Annotated in this window: 13 protein-coding genes; 7 read left to right on the forward strand and 6 right to left on the reverse strand. The window is 68.6% G+C overall.

Going from position 1 to position 14,361, the window contains the following annotated elements:
• Positions 1–1,056: an Eco57I restriction-modification methylase domain-containing protein gene (locus VTA80_RS00825; protein WP_407343535.1), complete on the forward strand. Its 1,056-nt coding sequence runs from the start codon at positions 1–3 to the stop codon at positions 1,054–1,056.
• Between the two features lie 401 nt (positions 1,057–1,457).
• Here VTA80_RS00825 and VTA80_RS00830 read toward each other — a convergent pair whose 3' ends face one another.
• Positions 1,458–2,048, reverse strand: a complete 591-nt coding sequence (locus VTA80_RS00830) for a hypothetical protein (RefSeq protein WP_407343536.1) — start codon at positions 2,046–2,048, stop codon at positions 1,458–1,460.
• A 43-nt stretch (positions 2,049–2,091) separates the two neighbouring features.
• Entirely contained in the window at positions 2,092–5,625 is a 3,534-nt protein-coding gene (gene mobF, locus VTA80_RS00835; RefSeq protein ID WP_407343537.1) for a MobF family relaxase, read from the reverse strand.
• Between the two features lie 571 nt (positions 5,626–6,196).
• On the opposite strand from mobF, the gene VTA80_RS00840 reads away from it, so the two are divergent.
• Positions 6,197–6,757, forward strand: coding sequence for an HD domain-containing protein (locus tag VTA80_RS00840; protein ID WP_407343538.1), 561 nt, complete (start codon positions 6,197–6,199; stop codon positions 6,755–6,757).
• Here the strand turns inward: VTA80_RS00840 and VTA80_RS00845 are convergent.
• The 3 genes from VTA80_RS00845 to VTA80_RS00855 all read right to left on the reverse strand — a co-directional run bounded on the left by VTA80_RS00845 (position 6,745) and on the right by VTA80_RS00855 (position 8,843).
• Positions 6,745–7,215, reverse strand: a complete 471-nt coding sequence (locus VTA80_RS00845; protein ID WP_407343539.1) for an NUDIX domain-containing protein — start codon at positions 7,213–7,215, stop codon at positions 6,745–6,747. The two genes, VTA80_RS00840 and VTA80_RS00845, sit on opposite strands and share 13 nt — an antisense overlap.
• Before the next feature lie 432 nt (positions 7,216–7,647).
• Positions 7,648–8,403 (reverse strand): XRE family transcriptional regulator, encoded by a 756-nt coding sequence (locus VTA80_RS00850; protein WP_407343540.1) that lies wholly within the window; start codon positions 8,401–8,403, stop codon positions 7,648–7,650.
• Complete coding sequence (locus VTA80_RS00855; protein ID WP_407343541.1) at positions 8,400–8,843, reverse strand: hypothetical protein; 444 nt, start codon at positions 8,841–8,843, stop codon at positions 8,400–8,402. The genes VTA80_RS00850 and VTA80_RS00855 overlap by 4 nt, the downstream gene beginning before the upstream one ends.
• A gap of 370 nt (positions 8,844–9,213) precedes the next feature.
• Here VTA80_RS00855 and VTA80_RS00860 point away from each other — a divergent pair, with 370 nt between their 5' ends.
• Entirely contained in the window at positions 9,214–10,077 is an 864-nt protein-coding gene (locus VTA80_RS00860; RefSeq protein WP_407343542.1) for a hypothetical protein, read from the forward strand.
• Positions 10,078–10,110: 33 nt separating this feature from the next.
• Positions 10,111–11,616, forward strand: a complete 1,506-nt coding sequence (locus VTA80_RS00865) for a phage/plasmid primase, P4 family (protein WP_407343543.1) — start codon at positions 10,111–10,113, stop codon at positions 11,614–11,616.
• Positions 11,617–11,641: 25 nt separating this feature from the next.
• Here VTA80_RS00865 and VTA80_RS00870 read toward each other — a convergent pair whose 3' ends face one another.
• Complete coding sequence (locus VTA80_RS00870; protein ID WP_407343544.1) at positions 11,642–11,929, reverse strand: hypothetical protein; 288 nt, start codon at positions 11,927–11,929, stop codon at positions 11,642–11,644.
• A 343-nt stretch (positions 11,930–12,272) separates the two neighbouring features.
• Here VTA80_RS00870 and VTA80_RS00875 point away from each other — a divergent pair, with 343 nt between their 5' ends.
• From VTA80_RS00875 to VTA80_RS00885, 3 genes are all read left to right on the forward strand, one after another.
• Complete coding sequence (locus tag VTA80_RS00875) at positions 12,273–12,929, forward strand: hypothetical protein (protein ID WP_407343545.1); 657 nt, start codon at positions 12,273–12,275, stop codon at positions 12,927–12,929.
• Complete coding sequence (locus tag VTA80_RS00880) at positions 12,926–13,927, forward strand: C40 family peptidase (RefSeq protein ID WP_407343546.1); 1,002 nt, start codon at positions 12,926–12,928, stop codon at positions 13,925–13,927. The genes VTA80_RS00875 and VTA80_RS00880 overlap by 4 nt, the downstream gene beginning before the upstream one ends.
• Positions 13,928–14,043: 116 nt before the next feature.
• Positions 14,044–14,355, forward strand: coding sequence for a DUF6112 family protein (locus tag VTA80_RS00885; RefSeq protein ID WP_407343547.1), 312 nt, complete (start codon positions 14,044–14,046; stop codon positions 14,353–14,355).
• Positions 14,356–14,361 lie beyond the last annotated feature (6 nt).

Below are 14,361 nucleotides of genomic sequence, written 5' to 3' on the forward strand. Positions count from 1 at the left end.
ATGGCAAAGAAGTTCGATGTCGTTATAGGCAATCCGCCCTACCAGGAAGGGTCAGTGGGCGAGTCAACCCACAACATGCCGATCTACGACAAGTTCATGGCCGCCGCGTACGAGGTGGGCACCAAGGTCGTGCTGATCACGCCGGCACGGTTCCTCTTCAAAGCCGGCTACACGGACAAGGCGTGGAACGAGAAGATGCTCGCGGACGAGCATTTGAGGGTGGCACATTTCGAGCCCGACTCAAAGCGACTGTTTCCGGACCTGACGGACCCCATCAAGGGCGGCATCGCGGTCACCTACCGCGACTCGGAGCGCAAGCTCGGGCCCATCGGCTTCTTCACCCAGCACCCCGACCTGAATGCAATTCTGTACAAGGTCGAGGCGTCCGCTAGTCGATCGCTCACCGACCTAGGCATCACCAACGACCGTCAGCATCGCTACACGGACAAGATGCACGAGGAGAACCCTGACGCAAGGGCTTTGATGTCGGAAGGCAACCCAAACAAGCTCGACGCTGGCGCCTTCGGGCGACTTCCATTCCTCTTCCATGAGGACGTGCCCCTTGATGGGCGCGACTACGTTGAGGTGTCCGGGCTATCGGGAAGGAAGCGCACCACCCGTTGGCTCCGCCGCGACTACATCACAGGTCCTCCCTCGTTCGGTGCTTACAAGGTGGCGGTCGCGGCGGCGAACGGGTCGGGATCGACAACTGACTTCTTTGGCGTAGCACTGAATAACCCGACCGTGCTTGGGCCGAACGTCGGCGTCACTGGCACGTTCCTCACCATCGGAGCGTTTGAGACCAAGGCTGAGGCCGACGCGTTGCTGAAGTACGTGAAGTCGAAGTTCGCTCGCGCGATGCTCGGCGTCCTCAAGGTGACGCAACACAACGCCGCGCACACTTGGCGGCACGTCCCGACCCAGGACTTCACGCCCACCTCGGACATCGACTGGTCGCAGGACCTCCCCGGCATCGACGCCCAGCTCTACGCCAAGTACCGGCTCACCGACGACGAGATCGAGTTCATCGAGTCGAACGTCAAGCCAATGGAGTAACGACCGAAATCTCGTCAAGTGCCGAAGCCTGAATGGAGCATGGGCCATGCCCGAGGGCGGTCGTCGGGGTCCTGGAAGAGGTCAAAGCCCACCGTGAACTCATCCGGTTGACTCTCGATTTCTGACACCCGCCGATGACGGTTCGGTCATCGGCGGTCAGGACCTGGGCACCCTCAACGACGGCGAGAAGATCAGCGTGTTCGTGCAGGAGCCGCGAGTACGCCTGGTGAGCGCTCAGACACTCTCGTCGCCGGGCCGTCACGCGATGACATGCGCAAGCCAACAAGCCCAAGGGTACGCCGCAAACCACTAGTACGCCGCGCATTGTCCCAGGTCACAGTGTCGTCGAAGACTGAGAACAGATATGAAATACCGCTTTCAGCTGAGCCTATTGGGGGTACTCAGTACCCACGGAGCAATTCTTCCGCATCTCGAATGACACGGTCCGCCTCCATCCGTCGCTGGTGTGTAGACGTTCGATCCATGTCGGCGGACCGTTCGTTAGCGCGGACAGCCTCCTGACTCTTGTGGCGCCCAGCCAATGCCACGATCCCGGGGTCGAGCCATTGGATGAGGCGGTGGCGCCCGTCCTCGACGGCAAGGAGGACAAACGTGCCGCGGTCAAGACAAGCCCGCTCCAGCCAGAGCACTCGCACCTCGCCACCGAGCACATCAACGCCCACGGCTCGCTGGCCGGCAGCGCTCGCCCACTCGATGCCCTGGATCTCCCAGAGCGAGTAGCCCGGCTGTGTGGCCCGCTCACGCAGGCAGTCGAGTCGATCCGCCGCTTGGGAGTCACGACGTGGGGACGTAACGGCGCGAGCGGCCGCCGCGACGAACCAGACGCTCGCGAGCACAATGGCGGCCGCGGCTGCAACCTGAATACCCGAGATTGGAATGCTTGTGGTCGGACGAACTCGGGCGGCGGCCAGGCTGACTTGAATCCATACCAGTGCCGTGAGCGCGATCGCGGGACGTCCGGCGGCGGTCATGCACCGCCGGATGTCGCCGCGTGTTGGTCGCTGGTTCACATCGTCACCTTCCCAATGGGGTCTGACACAACGACTCGCGTGCGGGCGCCGGTTGCCGGCGACTCGTAGCAAGAGGACGGCGTGAGGGCTCGCCCATTGTGCCGAGTGCTTCGGCAGCGAGCTGGCGCTCCGTGTCCTGTTGAATCGAGATGCCGACGTCTGCGCCCAGGGCGTTGTTGGGGTCTGTGACGCCGTACCGGTCGCGGTAGGCGGCAACAATCCGCGCGGCGGTCCACCAGTCGGGGCCGCTCGTGTCCATGGTCGGTGGCGCGGCGAGTTGGCCAAGCCAGGGTGCCTCCGCAAGGTGGGCGCGTTGGAGAAGCGTGGTTGCGCAAGATTCGATGAGTACCTCGCGCTGGCTGAGTGCGGCGGCAAACTGGTCATCGGCCGTCCGTTCGACCGCTGGGATGAGCCCTGCGATGAGACGGGGATGTGTCCCGTGCCCGGCTGCGCGCGCGGCATCGGTCCATCGGTGGACTCGGTGGTGGAGGACGGCGGCGAGATCCTGGGCGCCAACCTCAGCACCCTGAACGAGGTCGGGGAGCACGGCGTCGACCGGTAGGTGGTGCGCTTCGGCGCGGCGAAGTGCGGTGTACAGGGCGCCCAGGGCGGGTGAGGAGCCGACCGCGGTGAGTTGTTCGGGGGTGAGACCGGCCCGAGTGAGCATCGCGGTCCATCGGGCGGCTTGGGCGTGATGGGCGAGCGTTTCGTACTCGGCCGCCAGGGTACGGATAGAAAACGCACCTTCGTGTTCGAGTTCGCGGACCTCGTGCGCGGACATCGCGGCCCCTACGTGGCCGAGGATGGCGTCGAGGACCTCTCGGCCGGTTGGGTTGTCGTCGGCGAAGCTGTGCAGGGGTTCAACTCCGGTGTCGGTGTTGACGTACACGCGGTTGGAATCGCGGGCGCGGCTGAGCATCACGTACAGGACCTCACGGGTGGTGTGCGCGCCGGTGACGACGGCGTGTGCGGTCTCGACGGTGGTGCCTTGGACCTGGTAGGCGGTGGTGGCGTAGCCGAGTTCGACGTGGGCTGCAACGTACTCGGCGGGCAACGTGACGGTAAGCCCGCCGCGGGCCAGTACGGAGAGGGCGCCGTCGAGATGGTGGTGGGTCACCGTCCACGTGTCGCCGTTCTTCACCCAGCCGCGTCCAACGAGTAGACGGCGGTCGTTGTGTCGGGTGGTGATTCGGTCGCCGACTCCGGCGGCGAGGCCGTCGTGCAGTCGTGCGCCGTTAGCGTGGACTTGGCCGGCGACGACGAGTTCGGCGCGGGCGCGCTCGTTGAGGGCGTGGACTGTGTCGCGGTCGGCGGCGATGAGCAGGGATCGCTTCCCGGCGTTCTCGTCGATGACCCACGCGTTGTAGGCGGCGTCGATCATCGCGGGGAGGTCACCTTCGGTGATGCACCCATGCTGGGCGTACGCGTCCAGGCTCGCGGCCTCGCCAAGCCGGAGTTGGGTGGAGGCTTCGCGTTCCCAGGCGTGGGTGAACCGCCGGGCGGCTCCCAGTTCGGGTGTGGTGGTTCCGCGGTCGCGGACGAGCAACCCGAATGCGCCGCCAGCCTCGACCGCAGACAGTTGGGCCCAGTCGCCGACCAGGAGCAGTTTCGCGCCGGCTTCGCCGACGCATGCGGCAATCTGCTCGAGCGCGACGGTTCCGGCCAGGGACGCTTCGTCGAGGATGACGAGCTGGCCAGGGTGGAACCGCCAACAGTCGACCTCGGCCGTCAGCAGCTGCAACTGGGTCTCGATTCGCCGCCCGATCACCGGCTCCGGCGCGACATTCAGGGCTGCCCTGAAGCGGTCGATACGCTGCAGTCGGTCGGGTTCGGCGGCGTGTTCGACGAGCCACTTCGCGGTGTTGTCGCACGCGATCGACAGGTGCTGGGACAGAACCTGTGCTGCTGCTGCGGAAGGCGCGAGTCCGATGACCGAGCCGGGTCCGAAGTGCGACTCCCAGGCGTAGCGCATGGCCGTCAGGGTGCGGGTCTTGCCCGACCCGGCGGGTCCAACGAACACGTCCACGACTCGCCCGGACGTAAGGACCGCCGTCGCCGCGGCGAGCTGATCAGGAAAGAGCGCGTCGCTCTCAACCCCGACACTGCTCAATTCATTGAGGGTCGGAGCAGTGCGGTCTCGGCCCGCGGTCAGGAGGCGGGCCTCGGCCTCGAGGAGCCGGTGGGAGGTATAGCGCTGGGTGCGGTGGTGCCGGAACGCGCTGGTTCCGTCGCTGCGTTGGAGCGCTTTGGGGGTAGACGCGGTTTCGGGTGGGGTGAGCAGCACGGATCGCCGTTCGACTTCGGCGACCACCGCGACGGTGACGACGTCGCGTTCTTGAGCACCGGCGAACCGGTGCGCTTTGAGGGCTCGTGAGGCTTCCGCGTCGATGTTCCACGGGGTCCAGGTGGAGCGCTTGGTCGGCAGGGTGGCGAGCACAATCTCGGCCGCCTGATCCACGATCGCGGTGACCAGTTCAGTCCGTGCGGGCTCGATGTACAGCGGTGTGGGGCGGGCGATGGCGCGCGTGGCCCACTCCCCCGCGTTCGTCTGCAGGATCACTGCGGCGCGGCGCTGCCAGTCGACGGTGAGGTTCTCCAGGGAGTGCACGGTCTTCGCGTCGCGGGTCGTCAGCGTGGCCTGTTGGCGCAGGCGCAGCACGGTGACGGCATCGGGGTGCCGGCCGTGCTCGTCGACCCACACCTGGACCAGCTCGGCAGTCTCGGCGTCGATGGCCGCCGAGCGGCGGGAGAACTCGTCGAGCAAGGATTGCGGGACGCAGGTGAGTTCGTAGGCGGGGTTGCGTTGGGCCCCGCGCTCCCGGTACTCCCAGCCCAGGCCGAGGCGCGCCGTGATGTTGTCGGCGAGGGTGGCGTCGTACCGCTCGGACATGGCCACGGCGGCCTTGTGGAACGCACGGGAGTCCAGGGTCCGCCATCGGCCGTCGGGTCCCTGGACGCGGTTGGCGATCACGAGGTGGGTGTGCAGGTTGGGGTCGTTCGCGCGGGAGTCCCAGTGGTCGAACGCGGCCGCGACAACGCCACGCGTCTCGACCTGCGCGACGCCGTTGGTGCCGATGCGGGTGCGCGCGACGTCACGCTCGATCACGGTCACGATGTCGGCAATGGTCTGCCGGTGGCACGCGTAGATGGCCTCGCGGGTGGCGGGATCGGCCAGAGCCCACAGCACGCTGACGGACTTCGGCACGGTGAACGTGCAGTCGAATCCCGCCACCGGCCGGCGTGCGTCGTGGCCTCGCGAGTACAGGTGCGGGGACTGGCCGAGCTGGCCCGCGGTGGCCGGGTCTTGCCCGAACTTGAACAGTCGCTCCATCTGCACCGGGGTGACGAACGAGCCCACCTCAAGGCCTTGGCCGTCGGCGAGTCCGGCCAGGCCCGCGCCGAGCCAGGTACCGGGCGGGGTGCCATGGGCGGAGTAGTAGCGGGTCATGAGCGACGCCGCGGCGCGACCGTGGTCCTTGGTAACGGAGTCCAGCAGGTACGTGTAGGAGTCGCCCGCGTACCGCACGCACATGCTCATCACTGAGCCCCACCCACTCCACCCGGCCGACTGCCCACACGGCGCAGGCGGGCGCGCTCGCGGGCGGCGCGTTGGCGGCACCGGGCCGAGCAGAACCGGGCGTGGGCGCGGGTCCGACGACCAAGTGGCGCGGTACACACGGCGCAGCGCCGGGGCCGGTTTCGGCGACGCCATTGCCGGCCCTGGCAGGCCCGGGAGCAGAACCACGCGTCACGGCGGATCGGGGTGAACGGCCCTCCGCACTCCGTGCACTCGGCCTGGATCCGGCCGCCAACCGGACGCGGCTGGGCAGCCTGGATCCACTCCTGGGCGGGCCAGGCTCGGGCTGAGCGCGATTTCGTGTCCACGCCGAAGGGAGCAGCGCGCCTGCGCACAGCGTCACAGCGGCGGCCTCACATGCCAGATGAGTAGTCGACATTGGTCACGCGGCGCGTCGGGACGCGAAAGGGCGCACTCGGGAGGTCGAGACGACGATCACGCGAGTCTCGCCATCGGAGTCGAAGGAGTTGGCGCTTCTTGTCGTCGTCACAGCGAGTGCGAGCCCCGCCGTCGGCTCGGCTAGCGTCGGAGGGTGCCGTCCTTGACGGAGGTGTCGCCCGCACGCGCCGAAGCGGAACTCTTGCTGGGTTCCTCTTCCGATCGCTCGCGCCATGTCGCCGGCGTCGCTGCGGCCGCCGAACGGGTCGCTCAAGTGGTCGCGGCGGGCGACCGCGAGCTCTTGGTCGCCGCCGCGTGGTTGCACGACATCGGGTACGCCGAAGAGCTTGCGACGACGGGGTTCCACCCCCTGGACGGGGCCCGGTACCTGCGCACGTTGGGTGCACCTGACCGGCTCTGCCGGTTGGTCGCCCACCACACCTGCGCGGCCGCGGAGGCTCAGACTCGAGACCTGACGGCGACGCTTGACGAGGAGTTCCCTGCCGAGATCTCTTCGGTCGCAGACGCGCTGACGTACGCCGACATGACCACGGGACCGACTGGTTTGACGGTGAGCGTTGCGGATCGTCTGGCGGAGATCTTGGTGCGCTACCCGGCCGGTCACGTCGTGCATGAGTCGATCGTCCGCGCCACCCCACAGATCCTCGCGGCGACCTGCCGCGTCGAGGAACGCCTGGCCTCTCAGCCGAGATAGGGCTCGGCGGCGCCGTCGAAGAAGTGGTCGATGCGTTTGCGCATCGAGGGGTGGATCGTGAGCTCGTCGAGCTCGTCTTTGGCGACCCAGCGCAGCTCGTGGCTCTCGCTGTCCTTCTCGAGTTGCCCGCCCAGCAGGCGACACCGGAACGCGAGGGTGAACTGTTGGCGGACTTCGCCGTCGGTGTAGGCGATGACGTGCTTGGGGTCGGTGTAGATCCCGACCAGCCCGATCACTTCGACGTCGAGGCCCGTCTCCTCGCGGATCTCGCGCACGACGGTGTCGGTGATCGATTCGCCGAAGTCGTGTGTTCCACCAGGAAGTGCCCACAGGTCGTTGTCGACCCGATGCTCCAAAAGCAAGCGCCCGCGGTCGTCGATGACGCAACCGACCGCCGCCGGCACGACGCTGTTCGCCGGCGGTGCAGCCTTGTCGTCGTAGTAGTCGATGCGGGCCAAGGGTGCTCCTTCGACGAGCAGTGGGGCTCTGCTCCCGAGCCAGAGCAACCAAAGTAGAGCGCATTGCGTCGCGCTGCCGAAGAACCATCCCGGAGTTCGCTGAGCCGGTGCGGGACGCTCCCCTTCGCCGAGGTGAAGCAGGGGAATCCTTCTCCCGCGCTGTTCGAGGCGAGATCGGTCGGGGTCTGCCCCTCTCCGGAGCAGGACGCAGCAGTCACGACGACCAGCATCGCCTCCGACCTGGGCTTCGAACTGGTGACAGCGGGTTCATCTGGAGTCGGCGAGCCCGCGCCTGCCCCCTCGCTGATGCTCACAGTGCCGGGCAGGGGGCGCCGCGCGAACGGGGACGTTTTGCATGCGAAGCTCGGTCGTCGCCGCCATCAAGTCCTCGCCAACGCGGCGGGGCCCGCAGGTACGGACCCCGACAGGACCTCAACCTGCGTGGGGTTTGGCCTGCCCCCAGATGATTTCGAAGTTGCCTTGGTAGAAGTCGAAGCTGTGCCCGGTGGTCACTCGTTGGAAATGAAGTACGGGCGCGTTGCAGGCTTGCACACCGAGGCTGTGGCTGTTGACGAGCATCACGCTGTCGGCGATGTAGTACGAGTTGTACAACGTGGTGTCGTGCTGACGGACCTCGATACCGGGATGATCGACGATGGGTTCGATGAACTTGAAGGTGTTGCGAATACGCGCGCCCATGTCGATGCCCTCCTCCTGCCCGCGACGGGCGACGGCATCAGAGTCGGGGTCGCCCAGTGCGATCCGGATCGCAACGCCATGGTCGGCGCGTTCTTTGAGACTGTCGAGTAGGCCGGGACTGGTCTGGAACCACAACAGGCTGGCGTAGGCGGCCACAGATATCTGTTCGCGCGCTTGCCGGGCCGGGCTGGACCACAGGTCGGCGGGTACCAGTCCGCGGTTTTCGTATCGGGCCACGAAGTCGGCGTCGCTCGCGATGGTGGCCTGTTTGGAGGTTTCGGGCCAAAGGTAGGTTCGGTTCACACCGAGCGCCGCTGCGGCCAGGAGCTGGGTGCGCATATGGGGGATCTGGCCTCGGTGGGTCCACATCCAGATGGATTTCGCATTGACTTCACAGCGGCGGGCGAGTTCTTCGCGGGTGAGACCTGACGCTTCGATGCATGCCAGCAGCGGCTTGTTCAGTCGTTCCTTCGTCATCGGTTCGCTCACTTCCTGCTCGTCGACGCCAGGAGTGCGATGCCTGACGCGGTCGTCGGTAGTGCCCCACCGGCCACCTCGAACGGGGTGTCCTTACCCGCAGGTGTGCAGCGCAGGGGTAGAAGACGGTGGTGAGAGCGCAACTTCCTCAAAACGAACCGGTCGTCGCGCTGGCTCACCGCGTTGTGGTGCATACCGGTCACGCTTGCGCGGGAGCTGCTGCGGTGGCAGTAGCCACCGTGCGATCTGTGGACAACGTCAACGCGCTGGTGACCGGTGGACAGTCCCCCGGACGGTGATTCCCGGAGGAGCGGTGCCTCGAGCCTCATGTGATCGACTGCGAGCACAGTCGTGTGCGGGTCCGTGAGGCCTTCGGTGCGGTGGCGTCTGTCGGAGTAGTTGTTGATGTTCGTCACGGGTTGCCTCATGGGGTCGACGTTGATCTTGACCACGTAGGTGAGGACCGATGAGCGATCCGGACCTCGACCCGCGTTGTTGCAGATCAAAGGCCGCGCCGCCGGTTCCGGCGCTCACTCAACGCCCTGCGAGTTTTGGCTGCGCTTGGCACTTGGGCAGATCGCGGACGGCGACCGCCCTCGCCGTGTCGACAACGACGTCGTCACCTCGCACCCCGAGCAGCACCGTGGCCTGGGGCGGCTCACCTGGTGTGCATTCCGGGCAGTCTGCGCCGTTCGGCTCCATCTAGACGTTTCGCGGGTCGTCAAGACGTCCTGAAATCGTCCCGGAACACGGTTGGAACGTCCTGGCTGTTCCCGTCCGATGGGTCTCGACCACCACCGACGTCGAGCAGCGAGGTCAGCCATGAACGCCCCCACCGCCACCGTTCCCACACACCCGATCATCAGCCCGGATGCCGATGGTTGGGGTGATGCCAGCACCGATGACGGCCTGCGCAAGGCGTTGCTTCTGCTCATCGGTGACGGGTGGGACAGCCCGGTGGGACGCGCCATCCTGGGTGCGGTCGCCGCGAGGTCTGCGCCGTGGGCACGGCTCAGTGCGGGCCGACGTGGGCTGCCGTGGGAGGCCGTCGATCCCGTCGACGTGCTCTCGGTCGCCTGGTACACCCTTGACCGGCACGCCAGGACGGTGGCCGCAGCACAGCGGCCGTGGGCGTACTTGTGGGTCAGCGTGAGCAAGACGCTCGCCGTGGCCGGCGCCGCCGAGGCGATGCTCAGCGAGCAGGCGCCACTGCGCAGGGCAACGATGCTCCCGTTCCGGGTCGTGCGATTCGGCCTGGACGACCCACTCCTGGACGCAGTCACGAACGACGCACCCCGACCGTCCGACTCAGAGCAGTCGGCGAGCGTCGCGGCGCTCGTGGCGCTGCTGGCGGCCAGAGGCGGCGACGTCGAATTCTGGGCGGACGCGGTCGGGCGGGCGATCGACGTGATGGCCGGCAGCCGCCGCTCGTACGAGGAGCACTTCTTGCGCCGCGACCCCTACCTGCGCGAGCGGCTCGGATTCACCCCCGCAGAGCTCGGCGCGCTGGGCGCGTTGCTGATCGGGCCCCGGCGCGGGGACCGCGTCGCGCAGTCGTTGCTGTTGGCGTTGCATCGGGACCCGACTACACCGCCCGAAACGGTGACCGGTGCGGTGGCGCGGATCGCGCTGCTGCACGCCCGCGCGCACGGGAACCACTGCCCGCAGCGCACCCGTGCGGCATGACCACGGTCACCACCGCGCTGGCGGGACGCCCCGATGACCACCGCCGACCACGACTACGCCCGCACCCCGGACTCCCACCCCGCCGCGAGCGTCGAGGGGGACGGGTCGCGCGGTCGCGTCGTGGTGCCCTGGCGCGCGAACGACCACCGCGTCCTGGCGGCCGCGGACCTGCCCGAAACCGACCTGGGCCTGTCTGAGCGGTTCGCGTTGTGGTGCGGAGCGGACTGGCGGTACCGGCCCGGGATTGGGTGGATGGGATACGACGGGCTGCGCTGGTGCTGGGACGAGCACGACCAGGGAGTGCGGGCCGCGATCGCCCACGTGGTCCGCTCCGTCAGCGAGCTCGAGGCCGGCGCCCTGCCGGCGCTGTCCGGTGACGGGCGACGTCGCTCGGCCCGCGAGCAGCGCAAGCAGTGGGGCCGTTCGTGCGAGACACCGCGGCGGATGATGGCCGCCCTGGAGTGCGCACAGACCTTGCCTGGCACGACCGTCCACGAACCGGACTGGGACGCCGACCCGTTCGTACTGAACACCCTCAATGGCCTGGTCGATCTGCGTACCGGACGACTTCGACCCCATCTCCGCGACCACCTGTGCACCGCCGTAGTCAACGCCCCTTACCTCCATGGGTCGCGCAGCGCGGCGCTGGACCGGGTGCTGTCACACCTGGGCGGCGGCGACCACGACGTGGTCGAGTTCCTGGGGCGATGGCTGGGGTACTGCCTGACGGGGTCGATGACCGCCGAGGTGTTTTTGTTCCTGTCCGGGGCGGCCGAGTCCGGCAAGTCCACCCTGTTCTCCGCCTTCACCCGGATGCTCGGCACCTACGCCGAGACCGCCAGCGCGGAATCGTTCGCGTGGCGACCACCCACCGGCGGCGCCTCCCCTGAGGTTGCGCGTCTGGCAGGCAAACGCTTCGTGTACATCCCCGAGGCCGGCGGAGTGCGCCTGGACGTCGCGAGGGTCAAGCAGATCGTGGGCGGCGACCCGATCGTGGCCCGCCTGCTGCACCAGAACCCCGTCACGTTCCGGCCGCGCTGCAAGCTGGCGTTCACCGCCAACGAGCTCGCCGTCATCCCCGACGACGACGACGGGCTGCGCCGGCGCTTGCTGCCGCTGCGGGTGGCCACCCCGGTGGCCACCCGGGACTCCACCATCCGCCACATCCTGGAGAACACGATCGAGGGCCGAGCCGCGCTGCTCGCGTTCGCGGTAACGGGCGCCGTGCGGTGGCACGCCGGCGGCGCGGACCTCGCCGCCCTGCAACCCCCCGCCCAGGTGCGCGAGCAGCTGTCCAGCTACCTCGCCGAGATGGACCCGTTGCACGAGTGGTGGGACGAACGCATCCACGTCACGCCCACAGCAGCCATCACCACGGCCACCTTGCACGCGGACTACACCGAGTGGTGCCGGCGCCACGGGGTCCGCCGGGTGCTCGGGATGAAGGGCTTCGCGCAACGCGTGACCGCACGCGGCTTCCCGGTAAGCGCCGACCGAACCCACGGCAGCGTCCGCGTCGGCGTGCGCCTGCACGAGTGAGCTGCACGAGTGAGCAGCTGGCTGCTCACCTGGGGTGCAGGCGGGCCCGCCGCTCGAGCCCGACGGTGGCGGGCACGGTTGACCCGGCCCACGCCGCGACGTCCGTGCAGCCCTCGGCGCAGTAGGTCCCGCACGCCGGGCACACCCACACCAGGTGGCGGCGTTCGATCGTGCACGAGCAGGTCACCGAGCGTTGCGCGGGCCGCCCGGGACCGTCACTGGTCCACCGGTGCCCGTTCGGGCACCCCGGTGGCGCGATCAGCTCGTACCCGGTCGCGGTGCGCCGCCACCGCGACCAATCCACCTCGCCCATCGAACTAGTGTACGACTGCCGGTGGGCGGCACTTGGTCCGCGGACTGGGTTCGCGGTGCGCCGTGAAGTGCCGCAAGTGCCGCGCCGAAGCGGTCCGGCGGGCGGCAGTTGCGGCAGGTGACCGGCAGATGCCAGAGCCCAAGTGCCGCAGCAAACACCCTGGTCAGGACCACAAGAAGGACCTGCAGGCACTTCGGCACTTGCTGAAGGCTTCTACGAAGATCGTTGTATTTGTGTGGATAAGTGGCGAGGTATGTCCGTCCTGGGCTAGAAACAGGACCGGCGCCCATGTGCCTGGTGCGCACCACGACCGCTCCCTGCGGTGAACCTAAGGGAGGACGCCATGAGGCGAACCGGTCGCATACTCGCGGCGCTGGTACTGGTGGGTGTGCTGCTCATCGGCGCGGTGCTGGTGTACCGCAGCAACCTGCCCACACCCACCGCGAAAGCCGCAACCCCCGCCGTGACGGGCGAGGCTCCGCCGGCCGCACCGTCGCCGTCAGGCCCCGCACCGGTGGTCGCCGGCGCGATCGCGGTCACAGCGGACCCGGACGAGTTCGCTCGGGCGGTCACCGCGGTGGTGTTCGGGATGGACGCCCGGACCACCGAGGCAGCCGACTACCGCGAGCTGCTGCTCGCCGGCGCGGACCCCCAGATGTCGGCGTCCGGGGTGGCAGACCTTGCAGCCATGGTCGACGAGCGGATCCCCGCCGATGACCTGTGGGCGCGCATGCGCGCCAACGAGCAGTACTCACAATGGGTCCCGGGCGACGTGTGGGAGCCGGGATCCTGGGAGCAGGTCGTGACCAGCGGGCAGGCCGAGGCCGGGTGGGCGATGCGCAACGTCACCGGGCAACAGACCACCCACTACGTCGAAGCAGGTCAGGTCAAGAGCGCCACGAGGGAGCGGACGATCACGATCGGGATGCGCTGCCCCGCCCCGGGCGCGCAGGTCGACAGCTGCAAGCTGGTCCTGGTCGGCACCTCCGTGGTGCCGTGAGCGCGGCCACCAAAGCCGCCACCCTCGCCACCGTGACCCTGATCGCGCTGACCGGCGCGTTCGCCGGGCTCGCGGCGACGCCGGTTCCGGCCGGGTGCGGACCGTTGGGTGGCGCGCCGGTCGCGGACCTGACTGCGGAGCAGTCCGCCGCCGCCCGGGTGATCGTGGCGGTCGGCCAGCAGCGCAGTGTTCCTGCGCGCGGGTTGGTGATCGCGTTGATGACCGCGATGCAAGAGTCCGGGCTGCGGAACTTGGACTACGGCGACCGGGACTCCCTGGGCCTGTTCCAGCAGCGACCCTCCACCGGGTGGGGCACCCCCACCCAGGTCCGCGACCCCGCCTACGCCGCGGCGGCGTTCTACGGCGGGCCGTCCTCCCCCACCCCCAACTCGGGCCTGCTCGACGTCGCCGGGTGGCAGCAGCTCCCCTTGACCGTGGCAGCGCAAGCTGTCCAACGCTCGGCGTTCCCCAACGCGTACGCCCGATGGCAGTCCGCGGCCACCACGTGGCTCGCAGCCATCGCCCCCGGCGATGCGCCCGCCGCGGGTGGGTGCGCGCCAGCGTCCGGGTCCGCCGCGGTGGCCCTTGAAGCGGGGGCACGCTGGGTCGGCACGCCGTACGCATGGGGCGGCGGTGACCTGAATGGGCCCTCCCGAGGGACCGGCAGCGGGGCGGGCACGGTCGGGTTCGACTGCTCCGGTCTGACCCGGTACGCGTGGGCGCACGCCGGGATCACGCTGCCCCGCACCTCACGTGAGCAGTGGTTCGCCCCCGGGATGCGCATCGCGTCGATGTCGCAGCTGCAGCCCGGAGACCTGGTCTTCTTCGCGACCGACATCACCGACCCGGCCACGATCTTCCACGTCGGGCTCGCGGCCGGCGGCGACTCCATGCTCGAAGCCCCCCAGACCGGCGACGTCGTGAAGATCGTCACCGGCGTCTCGTCGAACTCGTACTGGTCGCCGCGATTCATCGGCGCACTGCGCCTGACCGGCTGACACCACCCCGAACACCGACCGGCGTCCGGCGGCGCGCGGTGGGGGTGGTGTGCGCACCGGGGGTCCTCTCTGGGGGGAAGCCGCTTGCAGCGGACCCGCCCGGCCTAGGAGTCCCCATGACCGCCCCGTTCACCCACGCGCTGCGCATCTTCGCCGACGACCCCGGCGTGACCTCGAATACCACCGGGCTGCCCGGCCTGACCCAGCTGCGCGACATCGTCGGCGCGATGCTCACCTTCGGCCTGGTGGTCTGTGTGGCGGCGCTGGTCGCCTCGGCGGTCGTGTGGGGGTTCGGGTCCAACTCCGGCAACCCGCACCTGGCCGGGCGCGGCAAGAGTGGTGTCGTGGTGGCCGCGGGCGCCGCGCTGCTGATCGGGGCGGCGAACGCGATCGTCACGTTCTTCTCCAACGCCGGCAACCTGGTCTGAGGGCCG

Origin of the sequence: Pengzhenrongella phosphoraccumulans (genome assembly GCF_045689905.1) — a bacterium.
Lineage (GTDB): Bacteria > Actinomycetota > Actinomycetes > Actinomycetales > Cellulomonadaceae > Pengzhenrongella > Pengzhenrongella phosphoraccumulans.

What these genes read in the sequence shown, in the direction of transcription:
- VTA80_RS00825 (WP_407343535.1), top strand. Translation starts at nt 1, where the DNA reads ATGGCAAAGAAGTTCGATGTCGTTATAGGCAATCCGCCCTACCAGGAA.
- VTA80_RS00830 (WP_407343536.1), bottom strand. Translation starts at nt 2,048, where the DNA reads ATGACCGCCGCCGGACGTCCCGCGATCGCGCTCACGGCACTGGTATGG.
- mobF (WP_407343537.1), bottom strand. Translation starts at nt 5,625, where the DNA reads ATGAGCATGTGCGTGCGGTACGCGGGCGACTCCTACACGTACCTGCTG.
- VTA80_RS00860 (WP_407343542.1), top strand. Translation starts at nt 9,214, where the DNA reads ATGAACGCCCCCACCGCCACCGTTCCCACACACCCGATCATCAGCCCG.
- VTA80_RS00865 (WP_407343543.1), top strand. Translation starts at nt 10,111, where the DNA reads ATGACCACCGCCGACCACGACTACGCCCGCACCCCGGACTCCCACCCC.
- VTA80_RS00870 (WP_407343544.1), bottom strand. Translation starts at nt 11,929, where the DNA reads ATGGGCGAGGTGGATTGGTCGCGGTGGCGGCGCACCGCGACCGGGTAC.
- VTA80_RS00875 (WP_407343545.1), top strand. Translation starts at nt 12,273, where the DNA reads ATGAGGCGAACCGGTCGCATACTCGCGGCGCTGGTACTGGTGGGTGTG.
- VTA80_RS00885 (WP_407343547.1), top strand. Translation starts at nt 14,044, where the DNA reads ATGACCGCCCCGTTCACCCACGCGCTGCGCATCTTCGCCGACGACCCC.